Here is a 25749-nt window from a genome sequence, read left to right as displayed (position 1 = left end):
GGAAGACCTTGGGTTTTTCAATATTTCCTGCATCTTGGCTTGTTTTTCCTTGTTCTGGGCAGTCGTTAGGAAGCCCCAAACAAGGACAAACAAACCAGAAAATTCGACCAGCCGAGAGACCGCAGCCTCTCCGAACAGACAATTGCGCAAATCCAAGGAGGAAATCAGGCGTCTTGAAACCCGAGCATTTTGCGAGGGTGCTGCAGAGGAGAACGACAATGTTCGACCTACATCACGACCCCCTTAAAGATCTCAGTGGACCTGCACCGTTTTCGTTCCGGTGTGTAGCTCATGTTAGGCGGCGATCTTTTCGAAAGCCACGGGTGATTTCCAGCCGATGGCCGAATGCCGTCGGCGTGGGTTGTAGAAGCCGTTGATGTATTCGAAGACGGCCAGTTCGACCTCTCTGCGGGTCTGCCAGGTCCGGCGCCAGATTAATTCGGCCTTCAGCGACTTGAAGAAGCTCTCGACGGCCGAATTATCATAGCAATTTCCCTTTCCGCTCATCGACGGCACCAAGTCGTGCTTGCGCAGACGCTTTTGATACTCGTGGGCACAGTATTGGGCGCCGCGATCAGTGTGGTGGATGCAGCCCGGGGCGGCTTTCGTAGGGCAATCGCCATGTCCAAAGCGCGCAAGGCCAGATCCTGTTTCATGCGGTTGCTCAGGGCCCAGCCGATCACCCGTCGCGAATAGAGGTCGATGATCACAGCAAGATAGGCCCATCCCTCGCGGGTCCAAATATAAGTGATGTCTCCCGCCCACTTCTGGTTCGGGGCGCTTGCGGTGAAATCCTGACGCAACAGGTTGGGCGCGATATTGAAGGTGTGATTGCTGTCGGTCGTGCGCTTGAACTTGCGGCTGCGCAGCACCTGGATGCCGTTATCACGCATGATCCGCGCCACACGGCGTTGCCCGACATGGATGCCCAGTTCATTGAGTTCCTGCGTCATGCGCGGACGACCGTAGCTGCCCAGGCTCAAGCGATGCTGCTCTCGAATATGCGCCAAGAGCACCATATCCCGACGTTGGCGGCGTGACGGCGGCCTGTGCCGCCAGGCCCGAAGACCACGATCCGTCACCTGCATCAGGCGACACAAATGGCTGCGTGGCAAATCCCCGCGGTAATCCGCAATGAACTGAAATCTCATTGCTTTTGACCCGCGAAGAAGATTGCCGCCTTTTTTAACACCTCCCTCTCCTCCCGAAGAATGCGGTTTTCTTTGCGTAGGCGTTCGTTCTCGCGCCGAAGCTCAGAATCCTGGGTCGCGGTAGAAGGATCGTCCGAGAACTGACGTATCCATTTGCCCAAGGTCGAAAGGCCGACCCCCAGATCCGACGCGACTTGGCGACGCGTCAGCCCGCTGCTTGTCGCGATCCGAACCGCTTCGCGTTTGAAATCGTCACTGTGTTTGGGTGCCATTTCCGGTCTCCTCTATGGCGAGCATTGCTCGCAGAAAACCGGAACAAAAGTGAAGCAGGTCCACATCAGGCGCATGCGATGCTTTTCCGGACACGGCAAATGCCGGTTGGCCAGCGCACGCAGGTGATCAATGCATTGCGCGGGCACCTGGCCGAATTCGGTATGATCGCGCCAAACGGGCGTGTGCATCTCAAGGCTCTGGCTGAAGCGCTGGCCTGCGATGACGCCGACATGCCAGAAATGGGACGTGAATTGGGGCATCAATTTCTCGAACAGGTGGCCACTCTTGACATCCATATTGCCAGGCTCGAGGAAAAAACGCGGGCAGCTTCGAAGTCATCGAAGACATTGAGGCGTCTGCAGACCGCACCAGGTGTTGGGCCGGTAACGGCGCTGGCGATTGAAGCCTTCGCTCCTGACATGTCAGGCTTTAGATGCAGGCGCGACTTCTCCGCGTGGGTTGGCCTCGTGCCGCGGCAGCATTCCTCTGGCGGCAAATCACGGCTGGGGCGAACATCAAAGATGGGTCAGCGCGACATTCGGAAGCTATTGATTATTGGGGCAATGGCGGTGGTTCGCGCGGCCTTGCGGCACGGCGCGGCAAAGGATTCTTGGCTTGCTAGAATGCTGGGGCGCAAACCTCGAATGCTGGTTGCCATTGCTGTGGCCAGCAAGATGGCCCGGTCAATCTGGGCAATGCTTACGAAAGATGAAGATTACCGGAATCCGGCCGTGGCAGCATAAACAGCGTAAACAGCGAACCTGTGCTGAAGCTGCCGGAAGGTGAGGAGGTCAAAGAACTGTAAGGGCAATGGATCGACCAGATCCGGACCGGGAAAACCATCCGCATGCACAGAGCAAAAAGCTCGCGTTAGTGAATTGGACCCGGTCTGCGCATCGCCATACCGGCCCGCGGCCAAGTAAACAGTTGCCGCATGAGGAGGCCTGATACATGACCGCATCCGATCACATACCCGAGCCGTTCATAAACTTCTTGCACACCAGGGGGCATCCTTACATGCATGATTGGCCTTTGGTCCATCAGGACGATGGCCTCTGGCGCAGGTGGGCGGTAGCCCAGAGCACTGCGGGGCGTTTGGTGTTGTAGTGTTTTCTCCGCTTTCGATCAGGATTTGTGCCTCACGCAGGCTGTAGAAGATTTCTCCGTTCAGAAACTCATCCCGGAACCTTGCGTTGAAGCTTTCACAGTATCCATTTACCCAGGGGCTTCCTGGCTGGATGTAAGCCGTCCTGGCACCGACAGCCGCGATCCAATCCCGAACAGCCTGAGCAATAAACTCCGGGCCATAGCACGTCGGGAGGACTAGCCGCCGAGAGGTTATAGCAACGCGCGCAGCCCTCCAATCGCGCAGCGGGTGGCCATAACCGGGTCTCGGGTCTCAACAGTGGTTTTGCGTAACCCACACCGCTGAGGAGACCGGCTATAACCGCCACCTATTCTACTGCGCCGACCTTATTGGTCGCCATCGACATTTCCAAACACCGCCACGAAGTTCTGATTGGCGCTCCCGGCAAGAAGCGCCGCCGCCGCATGACCATCACCAATACTCTGGATGACTTCGGGCGTTTGGTGGCGGCTCTTTCCGGTTACGGCTTGCCGGTTAGGATCGGGTTCGAAGCAACCGGCAATTATCATCGGACATTGGCGCATCATCTCGGCCAGGCCGGTTTCGAGCTGAAGCTCGTGTCCTCCGTGGGCTTGGTCCGGACGCGGGAGGCCCTGCACAACAGCTGGAGATCGGGCCGTGCAGTTCTTCCATGATCCGCTGGCCACCGGAACCGCTGACATTCAGGAACTGTCAAAGACCCATGAGATCGTTTCGCGGTCGAAGACCGAACTCTGGCACCGCATCCTGACCCATTACCTGCCTCTGTATTTTCCCGAGGCCGAGCGGTTTCACAGAAGCTCCCGGACGGATTGGTTCCTGGCGTTTCTCGAGAAGTACCCGTCGCCACACATGATCTCGGCCATGAGCCGGCAGGCTTTCATCGCCGATGCCTGGCAAGTCGTTGGCCGCAAGTTTTTCAAAGAACGCCTGCTTTCAGATATTTACACGACTTCCGCGGATCTAGTCGGGCTTCCTGTCCGCCCGGATTCCGACGCAGTGCGCATGTTCCGCCTCGTTCCCGCCGAAGGCCGCAGCCTGATCCGGCAGCGCGATGAGATTGAGGCCCGATCCGTCGAGCTCCTGTCCGATCTGCCTGACTATCAGCTGCTGACGACCATCCCCGGTATCGGCCCGATCAACGCAATGACCATCCTGGCTGAAGCAGGTGACCTGCGCCGTTTCCGGCATCACCGCCAGTTCCTTAAGATCTGCGGCATGCATTGCCCGGAAGGCGATTGCGCAGCAATCTGCCGAGAGCGATCTTGCCACCGTACAGTCCGGGATGTTCCGCGGGCAAAGCAAGATCTCCAAATATGGCAATGCCCGGCGCCGGCGCACGCTCTGGATGGCGGGCCAGACGGCCGCGTTGAAGAAGACGAACAGCTTCCGCGGCAAGTTCGAGCGTTACACCTCAAAAGACCGGCACAATGCCCATCTGCGCCGCAAGGCCTATACCGCGATTGCTGCCAAGATGGCGCGCACTGTTCACGCCGTGGTCACCCGTCTGGCGGCGGCCCGCCGCGCCTTTGTGGTGGCCGCGGTGCTGATCGGCGGCGGTGTTTTCCTGAGCCAAAGCAACATCTTCCGGAACCTCGGCTTTACCATTCTGGGCACCGCCGGTACCTTGACCCTGATCCTGATCCTGGGCTTCGCCGCCCGCCGGGTGCTGGGCAAAATCATTGCCTCGCTGCAGATCGCGCTCAATCAATCCGCCAAGATCGGCGACCGGATCGTCTATAACGACTACCTCTGCCACGTGGAGCGGATCAATTTCACCTATGTGCAGCTGCGCGACTGGGACGGCATCCGCCTCATCGTGCTGGTGGAGGAGTTCATCTCCACGCCGTTTGAAAACTGGACGATGAAAGAGCCGAAGATGCTGCGCATTATAAAGCTGAAATGCGCCTAAAATGCCGATGTGGACGCGCTGCGCGAGGCGTTTGACGACATCGTCGGCAAACTGGACAAGGACGAGCTGGGCGATCCCGATGACGCCAAAGTGCAGGTGGCCGGGCAGGATGTGTTCGCCAAGGACGTCTGGTTCGCCCTGCCCTGCGCCGATCCCAACACCTCCTGGGATGTCGCCTGCAAGGCCCGCGAGATGATCATTGCGGCCGGCAACCGGATTGCCGAAGAGCGCAATATCGACATCTTCCCCAAGGTCCGCCCGGCCGAAGCCGCCTAAGCCGCCCCCTTCCCCGCCTCCCCTGCCTGAGCTGCCAGCCCGGCCCGGTCCCGCGCCGTCGCCAGGTCGCTGCGCAGCAGTTCGCGCAGGCGGGCCTGGGCGGCGGGGTCCGGCGTGCGGAGGATATGCGCCGGATGCAGCGTCAGCAGAACCGGCCCCCCTGGCGGCCGGTCTCCACCGTGCCGCGTCGTGCCATCAGCCTGTCGCCGCTGCCGGTCAGGGCCAGCGCCGCCGTCGTCCCCATCGCCACAATCAGCCGTGGCTGCACCAGCTTAACTTCGGCATCGAGCCACCACCGGCACCGCTGCACCTCGCCCGCGTCCGGGCGCTGATGCAGGCGGCGGCGCCCCTGCGGGCGGAACTTGAAATGCTTCACCGCGTTGGTCAGATAAACCGCACCGCGCTCCACCCCGGCTTCAGCCGCAATCTCTTTCAGCAGCAGCCCGGCGGGACCGGCAAAGGGCCGTCCGGTCAGATCCTCGCGGTCGCCCGGCTGCTCCCCCACCAGCATCAGCGCCGCATCCTGCGGACCTTCTCCCGGCACCGCCTGGGTGGCCGAGCCATGCAGCGGGCAGCGGGTGCAGCCCGCCAGCGCCGCCGCCAGCCCGTCCTGCGGTCCCTGCCAATGCGCATTGGCCGCCTGCTCTGCCGCGGCCTGCACCCGCGCCGTGCGGGCGGGCGGCAGCGTCGGCGCCGCCTCCGCCATTGCCCGCGCCCGGGCCGGCGCGGTGGCGATCAGCTCCGGGATCGCTGCCGCCTCGGGCATGTTGCGCCAGTATTTCTTCGGCATCTCCGACTGCATCGCCTTCACCTTCAGCCGCGCCGGGTTGAAGATGTTGCGGAAATACGTCAGCCACAGCCCCTCGCTGGCATCCTCCGGCATGCCGGGCTTGGGCGCGCCCGGCTCAAACCGCAGCACGCCGTCCTCGAACACAGCGCAGACCTCCGGCGTCAGGATGCGCCAGTCCATGTCCCCGAACCGGCGGGCAAAGAACGGCGCCGTGGGTTCGACCGTGCGGTGCTCCGGCTCGAACCAGGCGGCAAAGCTGCGCCGCGCCGCCTCCGGGCTGCCGGTCTCGCGGAACCGGACAAAGGCCTTCATCTTATGCTGGCAGCGATGCACCGCCTTCTCCATCCGCCGCAGATGCGCCAGCTGCGCATCGCCCCGGTCGCTCATCAGCTGCGGCGTGTCCTTCAGCCGCCACAGGAACGCATAAAGCCGGTCAAACCGCGCCGGGTCCGAATGCCAGGAGACACTTTCCGCCAGGCTGACAAAGCTGCGCGGCACCGCCACTTGCCGCGCCGGTGCGGGCGGCGCTGCGGCAATGTCGAACAGCCCCGCCTCAGCTTGCGCGCCGCAGTGCCAGCGCAGCTCCTCCGGCGGCACCCCGGCGCTCAGATAGCCGCGCGCGGCCTCCCGCCAGGCGGCCGCGGTGCCGATGGGCGGCAGGGCCGCAACCTGCATCAGAACAGGCTCAGCTGCCGGGGCGGCGGCGCAAAGCGCGCCCGCAGATCCGCGGTGTCTGCCAGCGCCCCCGGCGTCCAGCCAACCGCGGTGATAAACGGCCGCGCCTTCTTCAGCAGCGCCCCCATCCGCTGCAGGTCTTCATACCGCAGGCTGCGGTGCCGCCGGGTGCTGAGGATCCGCTTCACGGTCCTGACCCCGAACCCCGGCACCCGCAGCAGCTCTTCGCGGCTGGCGCGGTTCACATCCAGCGGAAACAGCCCCCGGTGCGCCAGCGCCCAGGCCAGCTTGGGGTCGATCTCCAGATCCAGATTGCCGTCCGGCGCGGCGCTGGTGATCTCCTCCAGGCCGAACCCGTAAAACCGCAGCAGCCAGTCCGCCTGATAGAGCCGGTGCTCCCGCACCAAGGGCGGGCTGACCAGCGGCAGCCGGGCCGAGGCATCGGGAATTGGCGAAAAGGCCGAGTAATAGACCCGCCGCAGCCCGTAACTGCCATAAAGCCGGGTGGACTGCCCAAGGATCACCGCATCGCTGGAGCCATCGGCCCCTACAATCACCTGCGTCGACTGCCCGGCAGGCGCAAACCGGGGCGGCCGCTTGCCGGTATGGCTGCGCTCCTTAGCGGCTTCGCCGCGCAGCCGCACATCGGCCATCGCCTTGCGGATCTGTTCCGGCTTTTTCTCCGGCGCGTGCTGGCGCACCGAGGCATCGGTCGGCAGCTCCACATTGATCGACAGCCGGTCGGCCAGCCGCCCGGCCTCCGCAATCAGCTCCGGCGCCGCGTCGGGGATCGTCTTCAGGTGGATATAGCCGCGGAAATTCTCCTCCTCCCGCAGCTTGCGGGCGATCTGCACCATGTCCGACATCGTTGCATCGGGCGAGCGGATGATGCCCGACGACAGGAACAGACCCTCGATAAAATTGCGCCGGTAGAACTCCACCGTCAGTTTGACCACCTCATCCGGAGTGAACCGCGCCCGCGGGACGTTCGACGACACCCGGTTGATGCAATAGGCGCAGTCGTAGATGCAGAAATTCGTCATCAGGATCTTCAGCAGGCTGATGCAGCGCCCGTCCGGCGCATACGCATGGCAGATCCCCGCGCCGGTGTTCGACCCCAGCCCCTTGCCATCCCGAGAGTCGCGCCGGGTGGAGCCTGACGACGCGCAGGAGGCGTCGTATTTAGCGGCATCGCTTAGAATCGCTAACTTGTCTTGAATACTCATTCCAGCCATTTGTTCACTTTATGTTCCCATCCCGCAACAGGCAAGCCTGCCCCCACCGGCTTGGGCGAAAAACCACCGGGAACCCGGAGCGGGGTGCCAACGTTGAGATGTTATGGGGTTTGCTCTTCTTGGCATATGCGGGCTGATATCAGTTTGCGGCGACTTCCTCCTGACAACAGTGGGGATTACCGGCCGCCGCCTGCCGTCGCGGCGGGTTGCCCGGGCTGCCTGGCAGATACTGAAACGGGTTTTGCGGCATGTTCCGGGCGGTCGCATCCTGATCGGCCCGCTGGTGATGTCATCGATTGCCGGTTTTTGGATAGCCGGCACCGCGCTGTCGTGGCTGCTGATATTTCAAGCCTCCGACACTTCAGTTCTGGTCACGGACACCCGCCAGCCAGCCGGATGGGTGATGGATCTTGGTTTTATCGGTGAAGCACTGTCCACATTGGGCGCAGGCAACAGCAGCCCGGGGTCGACAGGCTGGGAGCTGGCGACTGTGCTTGTCGCCGTGAATGGAATGATCGTGATGACGCTGTCGGTGAGCTTTGTTCTGAACACAACACAAACCGTCAAGACCGGGCGCGCGTTCCTCGCCCATGCCGCAGCCTGCCAGGATTTTGAAAGCAGCCGCGCCTGGGATTTGCACGCGCTTGCCGATCTCGTGGCAGGTTTGACCAGCGTTCCCCACGCGCTCTACTACTCTACCCCCGATCCTGACTACCGCCTGCCTGAAGGCTTGGCGCGGTTCTCGGCGAACTGGCTGGATCGCGAAGGGAACCTGCGCGGCCTGAGGACCATTCTCCGCGGGCTGCCGAATTTCGAGCCGCCCGAGGACGCCGGCGACCGGGCCTTCCTGGCCCGGCTTGAGGAGTGGTCGCGGCAGTTCTCTTTTTGAACAGCCGCAAGGCAGTCAGGCGGCCGCCACCGGAAGAAACGGCGGAACAGCATTTTACCGCATCGCAAATTAGAGCCAAAAAATGGGAGCCGAGAAAGCCATGCTGAAAAAAGTCCTGCACCGGACCGCCCTTGGTGCCGAACGTTTGCTGGACCGGCTGCAGCCGCGCCGCAATCATGGAAGCGGCACCTTGGTTATCGATCCGTATATCGGATACGCCACCCCGGAGCACCTGATCCTACGGGGCCGCGTCCTGGCTGGGGCGCGCAGCAAAGCTGCCGTCAGCGGGCAAAGCGTGCTGCGGAACTTTATGCAAATGACCTCACTTTTTTTGACGGATGAGGTTGCCGGGGTCACGGTAAGCCACGGCGGCACCACAGCCATCACCGACGAGGAAGGCTATTTCCAGCTGCCGCTCCCGGCTGGCCGGGCACCGGGCTGGCATGAAATTGAGGTGTCGGTTGCAGACGGCGGCACCCCAGCAGCCTGTCCGGTGTTCGTGCCCCGGCCGGATGCCAGGTTTATGGTGATCTCCGATATCGATGACACTGTGCTGCATACCTCCGCCTATTCCCTGCTCCGTAACCTATGGACAACTTTCAGCGGCAACGCGCTGACGCGGCGCATCTACCCGGACTCCGCCGCCTTACTGCAGCGGCTGTCTGAGCAGGGGCGGAATCCGGTCTATTACGTCAGTTCATCCCCGTGGAATATGCACGCCTTTCTGGCCCAGGTCTTCAATCAGGCGGAGCTTTTGCGCGGCCCGATGTTTCTGCGGGATCTCGGCCTGAGCGAGACCCAGTTTATCTCTGCAGGCCACGGCAGCCACAAAGGTCAAAGCATCGGCATTCTGCTGAAGGCGCATCCTGAATTGACCGCAATTCTTATCGGCGACACCGGGCAGGAGGACGCCTCGGTTTACTGCGCCGCGGTGCGCCGCCACCCAGGGCGTATAGCCGCAGTGCTGATTCGGATTTCCGAAGACGGTCTAAGTACGAACGACGAGCGCGGGCTCGCCGAGTTGAAGGATACTGGGGTGATGGTGTTTGCCGGGTCGAGCTTTCAGAGCGCCATTTTGAAAATGGAGCGGGAAGTTTTCTAAGGCGCTTCGGCCGCTCTCCTTGAGTGCCTGTGACAGCCCCGTCCCGTAGGATGCCTGAGAGGCTGCGGTGTTTCCGCGCAGGTGATTTAATTCCCTTCGCTTTCCGCCATGTCCAGCGCCGCTGTTCCCATGGTCTCAGAGCATTGCCGCCAACCGGCGATGTACCGCGGCAGAGCTTTATCGAACACGCCCGAATATCGCGCGCGAAAGAACCTAAGCAAAGGGCACGTTTCTCTCCCGTTGTCCCTTGCCATCTTCCTTAGCGGACGGCCTTGTTGCAAAAATCGGGCGAGGGATTCACTGCGTGAAACCAGCATGGTAGCTGTGAGCCATGAGCAGTTGGGCCGCGAGGAAGTACAAGACCACGAACTGGCCGGCTTACAATGAGGCACTAAGGCGGCGCGGTTCGCTGACGGTGTGGTTTGATCCCGACATGGTGTGGAGACCTGCGCCGACGGGACGGCAGCCGAGCTTCAGCGATGCCGCAATCCAGACCTGCCTGACGATGAAGATGCTGTTCGCGATGCCGTTGCGACAGACGGCTGGGTTCGCCGAAAGCCTCCTGCGGCTGGTCGGGCTGGACTGGCCGGTCCCGGACTTCAGCCCCTTGTGCCGTCGCCAGCAGAAGCTGAACGTGGCCATCCCCTACCGTGGAGGGAAAGGCCCGCTGAACCTGTTGATCCCCTCTCGTGACATCACTGCGTGATGCACTGCCGGGCAGCGGACAGCACCGGGATCAAGGCCGAGGGCGAAGGTGAGTGGAATGCCCGAAAGCCCCCCTCTCGCACATGCCATGCATGCGCTGCCGGGCAGCGGGTGGCTCCAAGCGGCGCATCTGGCGCAATACACACATCCCCTGCCCGTCAGGGTCATGCACAGCATGATCCCGAGAGGGGAATTGATGAGGAACGCTGGAAGTTCGGGCGGTTGATGTCACCAGTAGCAATATCGGCGACGCCCCCATACTACCGGAACTGCTGGACCAGACCGGAGCGGATCAGGACATCGCGCCGGTCACAGCCGGCGGGGCCTGCGGCACAAGAAATTGCCACGAGGCAATCGCTGCCCGAAATGCTGCCGCTGTCATACCGCCACGCAAGAACGCAAAGCCTTGGAAACCAACGGGTCCCGGCGCCGTCGCCCGCAACGAAGCGCTGCGAGCCTCGAAGTACTTGGGCCGTGCCGTCTGGCGACGGTGAAGCGGCTGCCACCGCCGGAGCCGTGTCGAGATATGAGGAGGATCAGAAAAGGATCCGGGGGATCCTTTTCCGTAAGCGGCGTCTCGACCCCACGTTGCTGATGATAGGTTCGGATGCGAGGTGATCTCCATCTCATGATGGGGAGTGCGTTTCGCAATGTGCGCTACAAATTCGTTTCTCAAATCACTGGGCGTCGAGATCTACGCGTCGGGTCACCGCCGTTGGCCGGATAAGGCAAAGGCCCTGGCCGTCTCGATGACCTTGGAGACCGGTGCGACGGTGAATGCCGTGGCGGAACGGTTTGGCATTCTGCCCAATCAGCTCTCGGCCTGGCGTCGAGAGGCCAAGCAAGGCAAGCTTGTGCTGCCTGCGGCCGAAGTTGAGGAACCTGTCTTTGCGCCTCTCGTCGTCTGCGAGGTCGCCGAGGAGGAAGCGCATCCGGAAGTCGCATCGCAGGCGGCCTCGATCAGGATCATTCGGGGTGCTGTTGTGATCGAACTCGCGCATGACATCCCCGTCGCCCGAGTAGCGGAGATCGTCCACGCGCTGGAGGCGCATCCATGCTGATGCCCTCGCAGGGCGTGCGGATCCTGGTGGCGACGAAGCCTGTCGACTTCCGGAAGGGCCATGATGGTCTCGCGGCTTTGGTTCAATCCGCGCTGGCCGAGGATCCATTCACCGGCACGGTCTTCGTCTTCCGCTCAAAGCGCGCCGACCGGATGAAGATCCTGTTCTGGGAGTTTGCGCCGGCCTGCGTGAAACGCAGCAAACTGTCCGGGGGACAGTTTGAGGCAAGAACGGGCGGAGCCCAGCGGTTTGGTCATGGCCTACAAGCGGCTGGAAGAAAGCACGTTCACCTGGCCGGCGATCCGCGACGGGGCCATGACGCTGAACCGTGCGCAGTTCGAAGCCCTGTTTGCCGGCTTGGACTGGCGCCGTGTGCGATCGCTGGAGGTGCGCAGACCAGCTGTGGCAGAGTGACTCGCCCCAGGGAATGATAGGGCATCCGCGCATGTCCAGCGCCCCGCCCATCGACCTGTCCGCGATCCCCGAGAGCCAGCGCGCCGCCGTTCTGGCGCTGCTGCAGGAGAATGGTGCGTGAAGGACGCCAACCGGCGGCTCGAGCATCTCGTGGCAGAGTTGAACCATGTCGTGCATGGCAAACGGTCCGAGAAGCTGAGCGAAGACGACCGGCAGCTGGCCTTCGAAGACCTGGAAACCGCCGCCGCGGAGGTCGAGGCCCGCAAGGAGCAGGCCGCGCCATCCACCACGACGCCGCGCCGGACGCGGCAGCGCAATCTCGGCCATCTGCCCGCGGATCTGCCGCGCATCGAACGTGTCATCGAACCGGCGAGCCTCGATTGCCCCTGTGGGTGCGGCCGCATGCACCGGATCGGCGAGGATCGGACCGAACGTCTGGACATCGTGCCCGCGCAGCTTCGGGTGCTGGTCGACATCCGGCCGAAGTATGCCTGCCGCGCTTGCTCGGACGGTGTCACCCAAGCGCCCGCCGCGCCGCGGCTGATCGAGGGCGGGCTGCCGACAGAAGGTGCCATCGCCCACGTCCTGGTGTCCAAGTTCGCGGACCACCTTCCGTTTTACAGACAGAGCCAGATCCTTGCCCGCTCCGGCCTCCAGATCGACCGCAGCACCCTGGCGGACTGGGCCGGGACAGCCGCGTTCCACCTTGGCCCGGTGGTCGACCGGCTGTCCGAGCAGCTGAAGGGATCGGCCAAGCTCTTCATGCCCTCTCGGCAGCATGCTTCGCATGCGCCTGCCGGGTAATAGACGAGACGACGGCTCCTGTCCTCGACCCGGGCAGAGGCCGAACCAAGACCGGCTACCTATGGGCCTTGGCGCGCGATGACCGTGGATGGGGCGGAGAGGACCCGCCCGGCGTGGTGTTTACCTGCCATCCCAGCCGCGCCGGCGCGCATGCCGAGCAAATCCTGCAGAGCTTCGGCGGGATCCTGCAGTTGGATGGCTACACCGGTTACGATCGGCTGACGCGCCCCTCCCGCAAGGGCGGCGCGCCGATCACGGTTGCGCATTGTTGGGCACACGCTCGTCGCAAGCTCAAGGAGATATTCGACCGCGACGTCTCCGAGATCGCTGGCGAGGGGCTACGCCGGATCGCCGAGCTCTACCGCATTGAGGCCGAGATCCGCGGCATGGGCCCCGGTCAGCGCCTGTCTGCCCGCCAAGCCCGCAGCGCGCCCCTTGTCGCCCGGGTTCGGCGACTGGCTGCAGGCGCAACGCCTGCGTGTCCCGGCCAAGTTGCAGCTGGGCGAGAAGCTGGCCTATATCCACCGACAGTGGGGCGGCCTGCAGACCTTCCTGCATGACGGCCGCGTCGAGATCGACTCCAACCCCATCGAGAACCTGATCCGCCCGATTGCCCTGACGAGAAAGAATGCGCTCTTCGCCGGACATGACGAAGGCGGTCGCACATGGGCCCGCATCGCTTCCCTGATCGCCACCGCGAAGATCAACGGCGTGGAGCCCTTGGCGTATCTCAAGGCGAGCCTTGAGGTGATCGCCGCCGGTCACCCAGCCAGCCAGATCGACGATCTGCTTCCCTGGAACTTCAACCCGTCAAGTTGATCCCGCGTGGGGCGCAGACACCGCTTACCCTATTCCCGACGATTGGATGAATTGCATCAAACTCCATGGCCAATCCTTGATGGCACGAGACTTCGAACGCCAGGTCGCCGAGCTGCAGGTTCGTATCGCCGTGCTGAACGGCTGCACTGCGCTTGGCATACCTGTTACGCGGCCCGTGGGATAAGTTCGTCCGGGGAAAGGGGAACTACGGTCAAACCCCGATTTGTGCAACAAGGCCGCGCTCATCTATAAAAAGGGAGCTTCCGCTGCGCATCACCTTTACGGACGGCAGCAGCGCCGATGTCGGCACCTGCACTGCTCGTGTTGCTTCCTTGGGCAATCAGGCATCTGAGTATTGCGCTGATTTTCAGCCGCTCCTCAAGTGGAACCAAGAGAAAAATGAACCCAACGGCCAAAATTCGCTTGCACCACTCTAACCGCAGCTTTGACTTTGGCTTTGAGCCGAAAATCATCGGGAGTGTCCGCGCTGCTGGTGGCCTTGTGAATGCGCCTGGCCTGCATACGAACTTTCGTTGTGGAGTTGGTCGCCAAACGGGACGTCTTTGCTGGCAGAAGGCATCACAAATCAGCTATCGGGATTTTTGTCTTCTACCGCTTCGTCCTGCCCCAGAAACAGTCCGATCGTCTTCAAGCCGTCGATCTCGTCGCACGCTATCTTGATGACCGTTAGAACCGGCAACGCAACAATCATTCCCATTACCGACCAGATCCAGGCAAAGAAGGCGATGCTGAGGAAAACAACGGTCGTGTTCAATTTCATATGGCGCGAGATCAGCGCCGGGGTCACCAACTGTGCTTCAACAGACGTCAAGGCCATGTATGTCAGTCCGACACCCAGCGCCGACCAGAGACCTTCGAGAGATACGAATGCCAGCACGGCTACGATCGCGGTCCCCAGGATTGCGCCCACGAACGGGATGAAATTGAATGCGAAAGCCATCACACCGATCATCAGAACGTTAGGCAGCCCCCAGAGAGCCATCGCCGCAGCGACGCTGAGGCCGAGACCGGCGTTTATCGCCGTGATCCCCCCTAAATACCGGCCCAGACGGTCCTCAATATCATGCACAACGCTGACGGCGCGGCGCTTGTCTTTGAACCCGCCGAGGCTTTGGAGCGTCTTGCGGATGAACATATCCCCGGAAGAGATCAGGAAAAAGAGCAGCAGGATGGCAAAAGCAATCTGGCCGAGCAACGACGGCGCCAGACCTGCGATCACGGTTGCGAAGCCGGTCTTTGATACGACCTCCACCTCTACCGTCTCGCCTTCTCTGGGATTCAGGATTTCGCCAGCGGCATCTGCCGCATCGTTGACGGCCTGAAAGGCGCCTCCTTTTGTAGAGAGTTTTTCGTCTATTTGTTTCACTATGGCCGGCAGATCCGCGATGAAATCCGAGACAGGCTGGCTCAGTGTCACAATCGCAAAGCCAACTGCGGAAATCAGGAAAAGTGTGAACATAGCTGCGCTCACCACAGGTGGAATGCCGATCCGGCTTAGCCAGCGCCGCGGGCGGTTCAGCACAAAGTATCCAAGCACAGCGCCTGTCACCGGGATCAGAAAATCACTGGCCCAAACAAGTGTTTGTATGAGAAGCAGAAAGAATATCCCGAAGCCAGCCAGCTTGATACCGCGGAGAATTCCCGCGCGATGATCCTGATCAGAGTCTGTTTGGGTTTTGAATTCGGACATTTACTTCTCGCTCCCGCCGCTGATTGCCACAACTGCACCCATCGGAAAATGATCGGATCCCACTGCGCGTTTGCGCTCGAAGGAAATGAGATCCACCCCTTCGGTCACATACAGTTGGTCAATCGGAAATCTGAGGATCGGATGTTCCGCGTCAAAGCTCGGCAGCATGCCACGGCCGACGCGCGGATCACGGTACTTGCCGTGGTGTTTGAAGCGCTTCGCCGTCCAAGACCAAGCGACATCATTAAAGTCGCCCATGCTGATAACCGGGAGAGCAGAGTTTTTTGTCAATGTCGCCGCGCGCCTGATCTGCACATCCCTTTCTTCGGTATCGTTGCCCGGAACCGGGGGACGTGGGTGCATGCCGATGAAATTAAACCCCCGGCCATCCGGTGCTTTGAGTTCAGCCAGAAGTGTTGGCGTGTTGTCGTCTGAGAGAAAAATGGTCTCGGCAGATGGTGCTTCAAGATTTGTCGCGAAAATGAACCCGTAGTGATTATCCAATGGATGTGTAAGCACAGTGTCAAAACCTGATAGTGTGTGCTCCAGCCCTTCGACCCATTTTGAATCCGTCTCCATGAGAAACAGCACGTCGGGATCTTCTTCTTCTATCAGCGCGGCTAACTGGTCATGCTCTTTGTTTTCCATCAGCACGTTGGCCGACAAGATCGAAATTTCCGCCCCGCCAGAGAAGTTCCCCAGTTCGATTTCGACCTGAGCCAAGGGCGTGAACGGAAAGATCATCCGCGCCTGGTTGAGCGCGCTGGCCGCAAGGATGAGAAGAAGGATCAGCGCTCCCGATCGCCAGGTTAAGAATGCAAGCACTGCAAGCGCAACTGCAACGACCAGTATATGCAGCCGCGGGAAGTCCCACATCCGGATCCACCATTGATGCGAGTTGAAGAGCGGCAGAACCGTGACTGCGAGGACAAGGAGACTCAGCAGCCAGATCACAGTCTTCATTAATACAAGTAGCACGTCCACGCCCTCCATCATGTTGCTTTTCATTGGCGGTTCTCCAGCGCGCGCCGAAAAATTGTGACGGTTCGGTTCTTGGACTTGAAGAACTTGTTAAAAACGTCCCCCACCACCGGAGCCGCGCCGGCGTTAGCGTCCAGACCGATGCTCATGGCCATGCGGGCCATTGTCCGCTTTCCCGCGCCCAACCAGTACCCTTTATAGAGCAGATAGCCTGCCGGTAACAAAGTCACCGCGTCGCCAATTCTTGGGATCAGCCCCGCAACTGTATCCCAACCAAACGGGATCTGTGTGCCCGGCAGAGGGAACTTGATGTCTAGAAGTGTGGAGATCCGGTCAAGATGGTCGAGTTCATACAGCATATCCCGGCTGTTTCCCGGCGATGATGTACAGGTCATGAACGGTGCCCGGAATGAAGCCGAGGAGGGTGAGAAGAACAATCAGCCAAAAGACCTCCCAGACCCACATTGAAGAACACACCGGGCGGCGGTTTAATCACCGTCAGGATGATGCGAGCAAGGTCCATTGGCCTCTATCTCACTCCTCTGGACTGGAAGAAGCCGCCGCGCGGCACGTGCTCTGATCAGGATTGACTTGCCTCACCCAGCTTGTCCGCCTTAACGGCATCACGTTGCCCCATGGGCTGGTCTTTGCCGACAGTCGTGTCATGGCGGGTCTGCGCCTCGATCTCGGCATTCAACTCCGCCCCATCAAAATGATGAAGGCCGAAATCCAGAACCACATCAGCAGCACGACAACACCCGCGAGCGCACCGAAGCTTTCGTTATAGGAGCCGAAATGGCCCACATAGAACGCAAACCCGGCAGAGCCGACGATCCAGAGCAGGCAGGCAGCAACTGCACCTGGCGATACCCACTGGAACTCGGGTGCATCCCGAGACGGCCCGTAGCGGTAGAGAACCGCCAGTCCAAACAGCGTGAACAACAGGAGCAGTGCCCAGACGACAATTGTGCCAAGCATCTCGGCAATCACCCCAGCCTGGAGATAGGCGACCACGGAGGGGACAACCAGCGTTGCACCAAGACCGATCAGAAGGCCCGCGATGAGGAAGATGGTCAGCAGCAGCGTCGTCGCGGTCTTGACGACAAATCCACGGCTTTCCTTCTCGTCATATGCCACATTCATTCCCTCAATCAGGCTCTTCATGCCTTTGGAGGCCGAATAGATCGCGATCAGGATACCCGCTGTTGCGGCGAGGCCCAAACCGCCTTCGCGTGATCCGGCAACCTCAGTGGCTTGTTTGGTGACGATGGTCATGACCTCGTCTGGCACGATGCCGGCAAAGGCCGATAGCTGATCGATAATCTGGCTGGGCTCCACCAACAGCCCGCCGATTGCCAGAACCGCGGTGATCGCGGGGAACAGGGCGAGCAATCCATAGAATGCCACACCAGCCGCAATCAGGCCGACATGATCCTCCGCGATCTCGTCTTTCAAGCGCAGGGCGATGTCTTTCCAGCCGGTCTTTGGAATTTCATGGGGTGCTGAAGCGTTGCGGCCGCGTGTCATGTCTGTCTCCGCTGGAATTGACAGTGCGAGAGGCCGGCATTAACGCCGCCCCCAGTTGGCTCAGGTCCGCTCCTGTCGGCTTGAACGTATCCGAAAGCGCGCCGACACCGGATTTTCATGCCTTTCGCGGCCATCAAGGGTCTCTCCGAACTCAAAACAAAAAACCTCAGGAAGGCCAGGGCAGCAATTCAAAACCTATCGGGTGGAAATGCTACGCATTGAGCACCCTTCGGATTGACTGGCTCGTTTATGAGTACCTAACTCCTGGCTGCCTGTTTTGGTTCCTGGGATTTTTCGAAGAGGGCTGCAGAACCGTGGCTCCGCCAAGTAATAAGACAGCGGACTCGCAGCAATATCACCGCATCAACAGACCGGGATCGTCTCTCAGCTTGCCAAGGGCCTACCTTCGCACGCCTTCCAGCACCCGCGCGCTCACTTCCTCGTCCTCGTCGCCAGAGCCATGTAAAACGCTGACATCACCGGTCGGCTCAAGGATGACCGCATGAACGCGGCGCAGATCGAATGCGTTCGCCTCCCGCAGTTTTCCGAATAGATCAGCTTCTGTCATACGCGTATCGCGGAGGTTCTGATGTAGAATCTCGCCGTTTTCCATGACGAGCACTGGATCGTTCTCAATACTCTTGCGGACCTTCGGAGACGCCGTCCGAACGAAGGAGATCAGGCTTTGCACGGCGAACAGCGCAACAAGCGCCCCAACCCCGAGAAGCAAATTCTCCTTTGGCGAGATTATTGAACTGGCAATGACTGATCCGCAGGCAACCGTGACCGCAAAATCATAGCTGGACATCTTCGAGAAGGATCTCAGGCCGTTCAGCCGGGTGAGTGCGACAACCGTGGCGACACATACGGCCGCGCGGAAAAGTATCTCTAAGAGATCGTACAGCATAATCTGTCCTTTCGCCTAATGAGCGCCGCAAACGAAATCGGCGCCGCATCTTGGCAATGGCGTTACCCTGTGAGCTTTCGCCCGCGCCTGATGAAGAGTCTGGCAAGCACAAAAACAAATGCGAAGGCTATGAGCCCGAGATAGCGTTCATAAATGCCATCAATTTCGTCAGGCAGGAAAAAGAAGACCGGTGCAGAGATCGCCCAGACGATTGAAATACCGACGAGCACCTGACCATAGTAGCGTCCCGCTCGGGCGGCCCCTTGGGACATCAACCAGGGAATGATCGCCATGAGCAGACCCAGCGCGTAGACAAGATAGATATGGATCACCACGCCGTCACTGTCATTGTCGCCATATTCATTCCGTGCCCCGACAAGAAAGACGATGAGCCCCAGCAGGGCGAGGCCGATGATCCCGCAACTCCAGCCCCATCCGCCCATGTGAACATGCGCAGCCAGCAGCGCAACGGAAATCAGAGAGCCCGAGAAAGCGTATATGCCGATATCGACAATGAACTCGTATTTGCCTGCGCCCAGGTCGCTGATCGTATCAGCGATCCAATCGTGATCAGGGACAATAAAGTCAGCCGCAATGATGGCGGCGGAAAACACAAGACAGCCAATAATCGCATACCAACCAAGCACTATCATCAGCGTGGGGGCATTCTCTAACTTCGGAGATTTTGTCTCGTCATTCATGTCGGATCACCGCCTGATCGCGCCAGGGTAACAACTCCTGAGGAGTGAGACCCAGTGAATAAGGTCAAAGGGGCTCGCGACAGCCCCTTCGCTTGATATGCCGTTATAAGGGCCGGATCAGTCCCACCAGCCTTCATCCACCGATTCCATCTCTTCGAGCTGCTCTTCAGTTTTGCGGGTTACGATGACATAGCTCTTGTCATCCACCGGCGTGAGCCGAATGTCTTCAACGGGGATCAGCACGTGCTTGTCGCCAATGTCGAGAAAGCCGCCGACTTCGGCCACAATACCAATCATCTTGCCACCGCGATCAAGGATCACATCTTCGATTTCGCCGATGTCATTCCAGTCCGGGCCGACACCATCAGCTTCCCAGTTCCCCCAGGTATCTTCGTCCATGGGACCATTCAGCGTGTAGATGTCACCACCGGTGATGTCGCGTGTCCGGATCAGATTTTCGGTATCCATCAGGGATTCCGCAACGGCCGGCGCCGCGGTCATGCCAGCGATAAGGGCAATAGAGGCAAGGCGAGACATGTGATGTTCCTTTTCTGTTTGCTTCACAGACTGAACATTCTGAAGATGACTTTTGTTCCGAGAAAATTTACCTACCGTCGAAGTCGTGCAGACCGGACAAGAGTTTCGAGCACCCAATTCAACAGTTGGTGGACAGTGGACCTGTCGCGGTTTGATGCCGCTCCTTTGATAGCATTTACTGCAACAAAGGAGACGAACTATGGGACGTGGAAGGACTGACGAATTCCGCAAGGACGCGGTGCGCATTGCGTTGACCAGTGGGCTGACGCGCAAGCAGGTGGCTGACGATCTGGGTGTCGGGATGTCGACGCTGAACAAATGGATCACGGCGCACCGAGACACCGGTGTAGTGTCGAAGGAGGATTTGAGCCTTGCCCAAGAGAATGATCGGCTTCGGCGCGAGAACCGCATTCTTAAGGAGGAAAGGGAAATCTTAAAAAAGGCCGCGGTGTTCTTCGCGAGCCAAAAGCCGTGAGGTTCAGGTTCATTGAAGAACAGCGAAATCAGTTTCCAACAGCACGCTTGTGTAAGGTTATGGACGTGAGTGCGCGTGGTTTGCGTGCATTCCGCAGCCGCCCTGCCACTCGCAGGCAGAGATCTGATCTGGTGACATTAGCCCACATCAAGGAGCAATCGCGTCTCAGCCTGGGCAGCTATGGTCGGCCACGCATGACTGAAGAGCTGAAGGAGATCGGCCTGAATCTTGGGCATCGGCGTGTGGGCAGATTGATGCGACAGAACGGCATATCCGTTGTCAGGACCCGCAAACACAAGGCCACGACGGAGAGCGACCACAAGTTCAACATCGCACCCAATCTGCTGGATCGGAACTTCATTGCCGACCAACCAAACCAAAAATGGGCTGGCGATATCAGTTACGTCTGGACCCGTGAGGGTTGGCTATACCTCGCTGTCATCCTGGACCTGCATTCTCGGCGGGTCATCGGTTGGGCCATCAGCAATCGGATGAAGCGGGACTTGGCGATCCGGGCGCTGAACATGGCTATAGCCTTCAGATCACCGCCTATGGGCTGCATTCATCATACGGATCGTGGATCGCAATACTGTTCTCATGACTATCAGATAATCCTGCGACAACACGGGTTCAGCGTGTCCCCCTCTCATGCATGTAAACATGCACTGCCGGGGCAGTGGATGAGCGGCAAAGGAAATTGCTATGACAATGCGGCCGTCGAGACCTTCTTCAAGACGATCAAGGCAGAGCTGATCTGGCGAAGGTCATGGCCAACGCGACGAAAAGCGGAGATGGCGATCTTTAACTACATAAACGGCTTCTACAATCCGCGCCGACGGCACTCTGCCTTAGGCTGGAAAAGCCCAGTCGCGTTCGAACGGAAAGTGGCTTAAACGAGCACTTGGGGCGGCACGAAAACGCGACAGGTCCAGTTGAAGTCGTCCAGAACGTTCAGCAGCCGGAATTGCCGTCCATCCCCCAGCCTGTCGGCCATGAAGTCCCCTATCGGCGATGCTGGCATCGCCTGCCGGGCAGGGATCGACCAGACCTCATTCGGGGCGTCAGGCACAGCCAGTTCGTCCGGCTTTTCCCGCTTCAGACGCTTGCGCGGCGTTCGCCATTGAGCTTGAACCAATGGCGCCTCAATGGCTCACTCCGAAGGTTCAACTCCAGCTCACGGTATATCCGGTAGACACGCTTGTGGTTCCACCTGTGACCCTGCACGTTGCGCAGATACAGGAAACACAGGCCAAAGCCCCAGGTCTTCCTTGCAGCTGTCAGGCCGAGGAGCAGGCCGGCGATTTGCTCGTTCTCCCCGTCCAGCTTCGGGCTGTACCGATAGCACGTCTCGCTGACATCGAATGCCCGGCATGCCAGCGCAATGCTGACGCCCTTCATCGCCACCGCTTTCACGGCCAACTCTCGGCGTTGCCCCTCTCGGGACATTGCTTCGCAATGCCCTGCCGGGCAGTGGATGGCCGGATCGTTCGATCCTTCTCTCGAACCAGTGGCGTTGAGGATCGCACTTATCCGAGCGCCTCCTTCAGCAGGTCGTTCTGCATGCTGACGTCGGCGTACATGCGCTTCAGCCGCCGGTTCTCCTCGGCCACCGCGCTCGCCATTGTCCTCGGACCAATGGCGGACAAGGCTCGCTCTCGCTGATGAGGCTGGCGTCAATGGGCGTTGCTGCAGAACTCTGAGTGCTAAGGATTCACATCACGAATCCATGCGGTTAGACGGGGCAGATGAGCAAGCCCGCACCTGCCCGCTACCGTACGACGAATTGGTCCAGCTACAATGATGCGCTCAGAAAGCGCGGGTCGCTTCTGATCTGGTTGGACAAAGAGATGACCTGGCTCGCGCCGCATGATGGCAGCCCCGGCCGCCCTGCGGTTTTCCCGGATGCGGCGATCCAGTTCTGCCTGTCGATCAAGGTTCTGTTCAAGCTGCCACTCCGGCAGACCGTCGGGATGGTCACCAGCCTTTTGCACCTGGCGGGTCTGGATTGGCCCGTTCCGGATTTCTCTACGCTGTGCCGCCGACAGAGTGAGTTGGGACCGTGGCCCCAGCGGGGCCGCGTAAGCCCATCGAACGCTGGCCGTCCAGATCCCATATCGCCGCGCCGACGGGCCGCTGAACCTGCTGGTCCCCTCTCGTGACATCACTGCGTGATGCACTGCCGGGCAGCGGACAGCACCGGGATCAAGTTCCTTGGCGATGGTGAGTGGCAGGCCCGCAAGCACGGCGTTCAGGGGCGGCGCCAATCACTGCCCGGCAATTGATTGCAAAGCAATCAATGAGAGGGGCGCAAGGTTCATCTTGCGATGGATGCTGCCACGTCCGGCATCCGTGCCGTCGAATTCACCCCCGGCCGCGACGGCGACAGCCCGGTCTCACCGGACTTGTTGGGTCAGTTCCCCGAGGACGAAGACATCGGCACCGTGATCGCCGATGGTGCCGATGACACGCGACGCTGCCATGCCGCGATCCTCGAACGCGACGCGGCCCCGATCATCCCGATCCGCAAGAATGGTCGGTTGTGGAAAGAAGATTGTCCGGCTGCGCGGGTCAGAAACGAAACTCTGCGAGCCACCCGACGCTACGGTCGAGCCTTCTGGAAGCGCTGGACAGGATACCACGTCCGGAGCCGGATCGAGGCAAAGATGCGCTGCTTAAAGGCATTCGGCGAGCGCATTGCCGCAAGAGACCCCGACCGCCAAACCGCCGAAATCCACATCCGCATCGCACTCATCAACCGCTTCAACGCACTCGGCACCGCCGAGATCATCCGCGTCGCCTAAGTTCGGAGGGGAAAGGGGGAGGCAGGCCTCAAGAGCGGGTTCTGCAACAATGCCCGCCCGCGGGATCGGAACAAAGCACAAGGCACGATCCAGCCTGCAGGAACCCTCACCAACGCCCATCTCGATAAGCTGGCGCGGGATGAACCGAAAGAACCCGCATCGGAACTGCGCTTCGAGATGGACGACATCCGTGCTGCCTCCAACGCGCAGGCACGCAAGAAACACCGCGAGATGATCGAGACCTTACGCGCACGGCTGCGCTCCAAATCCGCCGATGGCCGGAAGGAATTCCGACGGCAGGCGCGCTCTGAGCGCGAAGGACGCGAGAGGTAAGTTTGCACAACTCAACCTATGAATGTCATTATGAAAATGTACAAAAGGCGTATCTCCCGCGCTGAGCGCTGGATAGACGCCAAGAGGCTCGCATCGGGGTCTGATCCACCCATGTAAAGAGCCGGAGCGTTCGACCTCGAAGGGGGTGAGACGCGCCAACAGACAAGCACCAGATCAAAACACGTCCTGGCCGAGCAAACTTGCGTGAACCGTCTGCTGCGGCCTGATGAAACGCTGAAAGGGCTCGAAATGAACGATACAGGCAATGACACCATTCCTAAGCCGCTTATGAGGGGTCAAAAGTTATCCACAGGAATTTTGGACCTGGATGGTCCTGAAAGTGGCATATTATGACCCGGCGGCTAGACAATAGCTGGCGTGAGGCATTGCGCAACGCGCGCACGGCCCCACATTTACGAGAGCTGGTCCGGTATCTGGCGCGCCGCGCCGCTGAAGAGGATTTTGGCCGCTTCGTTGCGCGCCAGCGCTCCAAAACAACAGAGGAACCCAAAAACAAGGATTGAGACACACCATGCCACGCGCCGCCATTTACGCCCGTTATTCAACTGACATGCAAAAACAGTCTTCCATCGAAGACCAGATTTTGCTGTGCACAGAGCGTACGGAGGCAAACGGGGACAATCTCTTCCAAAGCTACACCGATCACGCGGTCTCAGGGGCGTCCTTGATGCGTCCCGGCATTCAAATGCTTTTGCAGGACGCAGCCTCGGGATTGGTGGATGTCATCTACGCGGAAGCCTTGGACCGCTTCAGCCGTGGCCAGGAAGATATCGCAGGAGTCTATAAAAGGCTCAGCTTTGCAGGGGTAAAAATCGTCACCCTCTCCGAAGGGGAAATAAACCACCTGCATATCGGCCTCAAGGGCACCATGAATGCGCTGTTTCTCAAGGATCTGGCCGACAAAACCCGCCGTGGCCTGAGAGGCCGGGTAGAAGCCGGAAAATCAGGCGGCGGAAAGTGCTTTGGCTATGATGTTGTGCCCGGTGAAGAACGCGGCGAACGCGTCATCAACGGCGTCCATGCGGCAATCGTCAAGCGGATCTTCGAAGATTACGCAGATGGAAAGTCGCCCAAAGCCATCGCCGTTCAGTTGAACCGGGAAAATATTCCGGGGCCATCAGGTAAAGGCTGGGGACAAAGCACTATCAATGGCAACCGCCAGCGCGGAACCGGTATTCTAAACAACGAGCTCTATATCGGGCGAATGGTCTGGAACCGCCTGCGCTATGTCAAAGATCCGGAAACAGGCAAGCGGGTGTCAGAGCTCAATCCCGAAGAAGAATGGATTGTTCAGGACGTTCCGGAACTCAGGATCTTAGATCAGGCCTTGTGAGACCAGGTTAAGTCGCGCCAAGCTGCGCTCACCCGCAAATCTGAGCTTTGGCAGACCAACCGCCCCCGCAACCTGTTTGCCTACCTGATCAAATGCGGTGTGTGCGGCGGCGGCTGTTCCACGGTCTCAACAGGGCGTATCGGTTGCTCGAACGCCCGCAACAAGGGCACTTGCGGCAACCGGCAGACCATCAAGCGCGACACGCTTGAAGAAGCGGTTCTGGGTTCTTTGCGGGAACATCTTATGGACGAAGAGCTCTGCAAGCTCTTCTGCGAGGAATACACGCGGCATCTGAGCGATCTCAACAAGCGCCACAATTCTGCACTGCATCTCTACAAAGCGGAGCTGGCACAACTGGAGAAAGAAAAAAGTGCTCTGGTCAAGTCTATCCTGAACGGGGTGCCCGGCGATCTTCTGAAGGATGACGCGGTTCGCATCGACGGGCGCATGAAAGAGCTGAACCGGAAACTGGAAGGAGTCACCGAGCGGCCTGTCCTGTTCGAGCCTGGCATGGCTGCGCGTTACCGCAAGGAAGTGGCAAGGCTGATCGACCTGCTCAACAGCGAAAGCCACCGGAGCGAAGCTTCAGACCTGATCCGGTCGATGATCGAAGCCATTGTGCTCACCCCTGCAGAAGACCGTGACGGCTCAATTATCGATCTTGTTGGTGATTTGGCAGGAATACTGTCTCTCGCCTCTGAGCGTGACAGTTCATCCATTGCAGATGATTTGTCCGACCTTAACCCAGATGAGTGCGAGGCGTTGGTTGCGGGAGCAGGCAACCGCCGTATCCTACCTGCCCTCTCCGCAATCGCATAAACACATGATAGCGCACAGCTAACGACACCTTTGCGCAGGGAGCGCCCTTTGCAAACTCGGCCGTTTGACGCAACCAACCGAGGGTTTCTGCTGCGGAGCAGCCCGCAGTTCCGGCCATTCGCTGCGACTGCGAGGATTGCAGCCGGTGAGCTCACATAGTGCCGGACGGAGCCGCCGTTCGCTGCAAGCTGCCACAATGGCGGAAAACTGCGCATTGTGTTTGCGACAATGCACTGGAGGACGGAAATTGATAACTCGCCGAAGTTGCAAGAATGACTAAAACAGACCGTTAAAGTAGACGCTGGATGTTGAACGATGTGTCTGAAAGAAATCGCATGAAAAGGCCTGTGTGGCGGCCATTATCTGAGAGA

19 protein-coding genes and 12 pseudogenes are annotated in these 25749 nt (G+C 59.8%); 18 read left to right on the top strand and 13 right to left on the bottom strand.

All coding sequences use genetic code 11. The features are described from left to right. Positions 1-294: 294 nt before the first annotated feature. Positions 295-1423: pseudogene (locus ETW23_RS03360) on the bottom strand (IS3 family transposase). On the opposite strand from ETW23_RS03360, the gene ETW23_RS03355 reads away from it, so the two are divergent. Further along, positions 1409-2167 (top strand): IS110 family transposase, encoded by a 759-nt coding sequence (locus tag ETW23_RS03355; protein ID WP_254695132.1) that lies wholly within the window; start codon positions 1409-1411, stop codon positions 2165-2167. The pseudogene ETW23_RS03360 and the gene ETW23_RS03355 overlap by 15 nt on opposite strands. 304 nt (positions 2168-2471) lie before the next feature. Here ETW23_RS03355 and ETW23_RS03350 read toward each other — a convergent pair. Continuing rightward, positions 2472-2730 (bottom strand): annotated as a pseudogene (locus ETW23_RS03350) (transposase); the annotation flags it as partial. A 137-nt stretch (positions 2731-2867) separates the two neighbouring features. On the opposite strand from ETW23_RS03350, the pseudogene ETW23_RS03345 reads away from it, so the two are divergent. From ETW23_RS03345 to ETW23_RS25675, 3 genes and pseudogenes are all read left to right on the top strand, one after another. Further along, positions 2868-4051, top strand: a pseudogene (locus tag ETW23_RS03345) (IS110 family transposase); the annotation flags it as partial. Next, positions 4025-4462 carry a mechanosensitive ion channel domain-containing protein gene (locus tag ETW23_RS25680; protein ID WP_247677002.1) on the top strand — a complete coding sequence of 146 codons (438 nt, stop codon included), beginning with the start codon at positions 4025-4027 and terminating at the stop codon, positions 4460-4462. The pseudogene ETW23_RS03345 and the gene ETW23_RS25680, both read left to right, overlap by 27 nt. A 9-nt stretch (positions 4463-4471) precedes the next feature. Continuing rightward, on the top strand, positions 4472-4738 hold the full coding sequence (locus ETW23_RS25675; protein WP_247677001.1) for a hypothetical protein: 267 nt from the start codon (positions 4472-4474) through the stop codon (positions 4736-4738). Here ETW23_RS25675 and ETW23_RS03335 read toward each other — a convergent pair. Then, a pseudogene (locus ETW23_RS03335) lies at positions 4735-6203 on the bottom strand (UdgX family uracil-DNA binding protein). The gene ETW23_RS25675 and the pseudogene ETW23_RS03335 sit on opposite strands and share 4 nt — an antisense overlap. Next, positions 6203-7438, bottom strand: a complete 1236-nt coding sequence (locus ETW23_RS03330; protein ID WP_134829111.1) for a putative DNA modification/repair radical SAM protein — start codon at positions 7436-7438, stop codon at positions 6203-6205. Before ETW23_RS03330 ends, ETW23_RS03335 begins: the two are co-directional and overlap by 1 nt. A 103-nt stretch (positions 7439-7541) precedes the next feature. Here ETW23_RS03330 and ETW23_RS03325 point away from each other — a divergent pair, with 103 nt between their 5' ends. The 8 genes and pseudogenes from ETW23_RS03325 to ETW23_RS03295 all read left to right on the top strand — a co-directional run. Continuing rightward, on the top strand, positions 7542-8327 hold the full coding sequence (locus tag ETW23_RS03325; RefSeq protein WP_134829110.1) for a hypothetical protein: 786 nt from the start codon (positions 7542-7544) through the stop codon (positions 8325-8327). Between the two features lie 100 nt (positions 8328-8427). Next, entirely contained in the window at positions 8428-9429 is a 1002-nt protein-coding gene (locus tag ETW23_RS03320) for an App1 family protein (protein WP_134829109.1), read from the top strand. 331 nt (positions 9430-9760) lie between these two features. Further along, positions 9761-10625, top strand: a pseudogene (locus tag ETW23_RS03315) (transposase); the annotation flags it as partial. A 159-nt stretch (positions 10626-10784) separates the two neighbouring features. After that, complete coding sequence (locus ETW23_RS03310; RefSeq protein ID WP_247677011.1) at positions 10785-11195, top strand: transposase; 411 nt, start codon at positions 10785-10787, stop codon at positions 11193-11195. Beyond that, positions 11189-11368 (top strand): annotated as a pseudogene (gene tnpB / locus ETW23_RS26685) (IS66 family insertion sequence element accessory protein TnpB); the annotation flags it as partial. The gene ETW23_RS03310 and the pseudogene tnpB (ETW23_RS26685), both read left to right, overlap by 7 nt. 82 nt (positions 11369-11450) lie before the next feature. Further along, positions 11451-11609 carry a transposase gene (tnpB, locus tag ETW23_RS25670; protein WP_254695131.1) on the top strand — a complete coding sequence of 53 codons (159 nt, stop codon included), beginning with the start codon at positions 11451-11453 and terminating at the stop codon, positions 11607-11609. Between the two features lie 177 nt (positions 11610-11786). Further along, positions 11787-13232: pseudogene (locus ETW23_RS03300) on the top strand (IS66 family transposase); the annotation flags it as partial. A gap of 46 nt (positions 13233-13278) precedes the next feature. Further along, a pseudogene (locus ETW23_RS03295) lies at positions 13279-13416 on the top strand (IS5/IS1182 family transposase); the annotation flags it as partial. A 402-nt stretch (positions 13417-13818) separates the two neighbouring features. Here the strand turns inward: ETW23_RS03295 and ETW23_RS03290 are convergent. The 8 genes and pseudogenes from ETW23_RS03290 to ETW23_RS03255 all read right to left on the bottom strand — a co-directional run bounded on the left by ETW23_RS03290 (position 13819) and on the right by ETW23_RS03255 (position 19596). Continuing rightward, the gene (locus ETW23_RS03290) at positions 13819-14943 is read right to left on the bottom strand and encodes an AI-2E family transporter (protein WP_134829108.1); all 1125 of its coding nucleotides are present in this window, start codon (positions 14941-14943) and stop codon (positions 13819-13821) included. Next, positions 14944-15951 carry an endonuclease/exonuclease/phosphatase family protein gene (locus tag ETW23_RS03285; RefSeq protein ID WP_247677005.1) on the bottom strand — a complete coding sequence of 336 codons (1008 nt, stop codon included), beginning with the start codon at positions 15949-15951 and terminating at the stop codon, positions 14944-14946. Continuing rightward, positions 15948-16283 carry a DUF4112 domain-containing protein gene (locus ETW23_RS03280; protein ID WP_134829107.1) on the bottom strand — a complete coding sequence of 112 codons (336 nt, stop codon included), beginning with the start codon at positions 16281-16283 and terminating at the stop codon, positions 15948-15950. The genes ETW23_RS03285 and ETW23_RS03280 overlap by 4 nt, the downstream gene beginning before the upstream one ends. Next, positions 16273-16447: pseudogene (locus ETW23_RS03275) on the bottom strand (YqaE/Pmp3 family membrane protein). The gene ETW23_RS03280 and the pseudogene ETW23_RS03275 overlap by 11 nt, the downstream one beginning before the upstream one ends. Before the next feature lie 170 nt (positions 16448-16617). Next, positions 16618-17451, bottom strand: coding sequence for a YihY/virulence factor BrkB family protein (locus tag ETW23_RS03270; protein ID WP_368075868.1), 834 nt, complete (start codon positions 17449-17451; stop codon positions 16618-16620). Positions 17452-17851: 400 nt separating this feature from the next. Next, complete coding sequence (locus ETW23_RS03265; protein ID WP_134829106.1) at positions 17852-18358, bottom strand: DUF421 domain-containing protein; 507 nt, start codon at positions 18356-18358, stop codon at positions 17852-17854. 62 nt (positions 18359-18420) lie between these two features. Continuing rightward, positions 18421-19059: a DUF998 domain-containing protein gene (locus ETW23_RS03260; RefSeq protein WP_247677004.1), complete on the bottom strand. Its 639-nt coding sequence runs from the start codon at positions 19057-19059 to the stop codon at positions 18421-18423. Positions 19060-19176: 117 nt separating this feature from the next. Next, a complete protein-coding gene (locus ETW23_RS03255; RefSeq protein ID WP_134829105.1) occupies positions 19177-19596 on the bottom strand; it encodes a PRC-barrel domain-containing protein in 420 nt (139 codons plus the stop codon). Between the two features lie 199 nt (positions 19597-19795). Here ETW23_RS03255 and ETW23_RS03245 point away from each other — a divergent pair. After that, a protein-coding gene (locus ETW23_RS03245; protein WP_134829104.1) for an IS3 family transposase occupies positions 19796-20964 on the top strand; the annotation gives its coding sequence in 2 pieces (ribosomal slippage) (positions 19796-20042 and positions 20042-20964; 1170 coding nt in all). A gap of 38 nt (positions 20965-21002) precedes the next feature. On the opposite strand, the pseudogene ETW23_RS03240 reads toward ETW23_RS03245, so the two are convergent. Beyond that, positions 21003-21681: pseudogene (locus tag ETW23_RS03240) on the bottom strand (hypothetical protein); the annotation flags it as partial. A gap of 135 nt (positions 21682-21816) precedes the next feature. Here ETW23_RS03240 and ETW23_RS03235 point away from each other — a divergent pair. From ETW23_RS03235 to ETW23_RS25655, 5 genes and pseudogenes are all read left to right on the top strand, one after another. Beyond that, positions 21817-22872: pseudogene (locus ETW23_RS03235) on the top strand (IS5 family transposase). 177 nt (positions 22873-23049) lie between these two features. Continuing rightward, positions 23050-23205 (top strand): hypothetical protein, encoded by a 156-nt coding sequence (locus ETW23_RS25010; protein ID WP_167738065.1) that lies wholly within the window; start codon positions 23050-23052, stop codon positions 23203-23205. Positions 23206-23737: 532 nt separating this feature from the next. Then, entirely contained in the window at positions 23738-24559 is an 822-nt protein-coding gene (locus ETW23_RS25665) for a recombinase family protein (protein WP_247676949.1), read from the top strand. 99 nt (positions 24560-24658) lie between these two features. Further along, a pseudogene (locus ETW23_RS25660) lies at positions 24659-24730 on the top strand (hypothetical protein); the annotation flags it as partial. 72 nt (positions 24731-24802) lie between these two features. Next, on the top strand, positions 24803-25378 hold the full coding sequence (locus tag ETW23_RS25655) for a hypothetical protein (protein WP_247676950.1): 576 nt from the start codon (positions 24803-24805) through the stop codon (positions 25376-25378). The last annotated feature ends 371 nt before the right edge of the window (positions 25379-25749 follow it).

This window comes from Leisingera sp. NJS201, from assembly GCF_004535885.1.
GTDB lineage: Bacteria > Pseudomonadota > Alphaproteobacteria > Rhodobacterales > Rhodobacteraceae > Leisingera.
The sequence above is the reverse complement of the archived record's forward strand: the minus strand, read 5'-3'. Positions and strand labels throughout refer to the sequence as shown.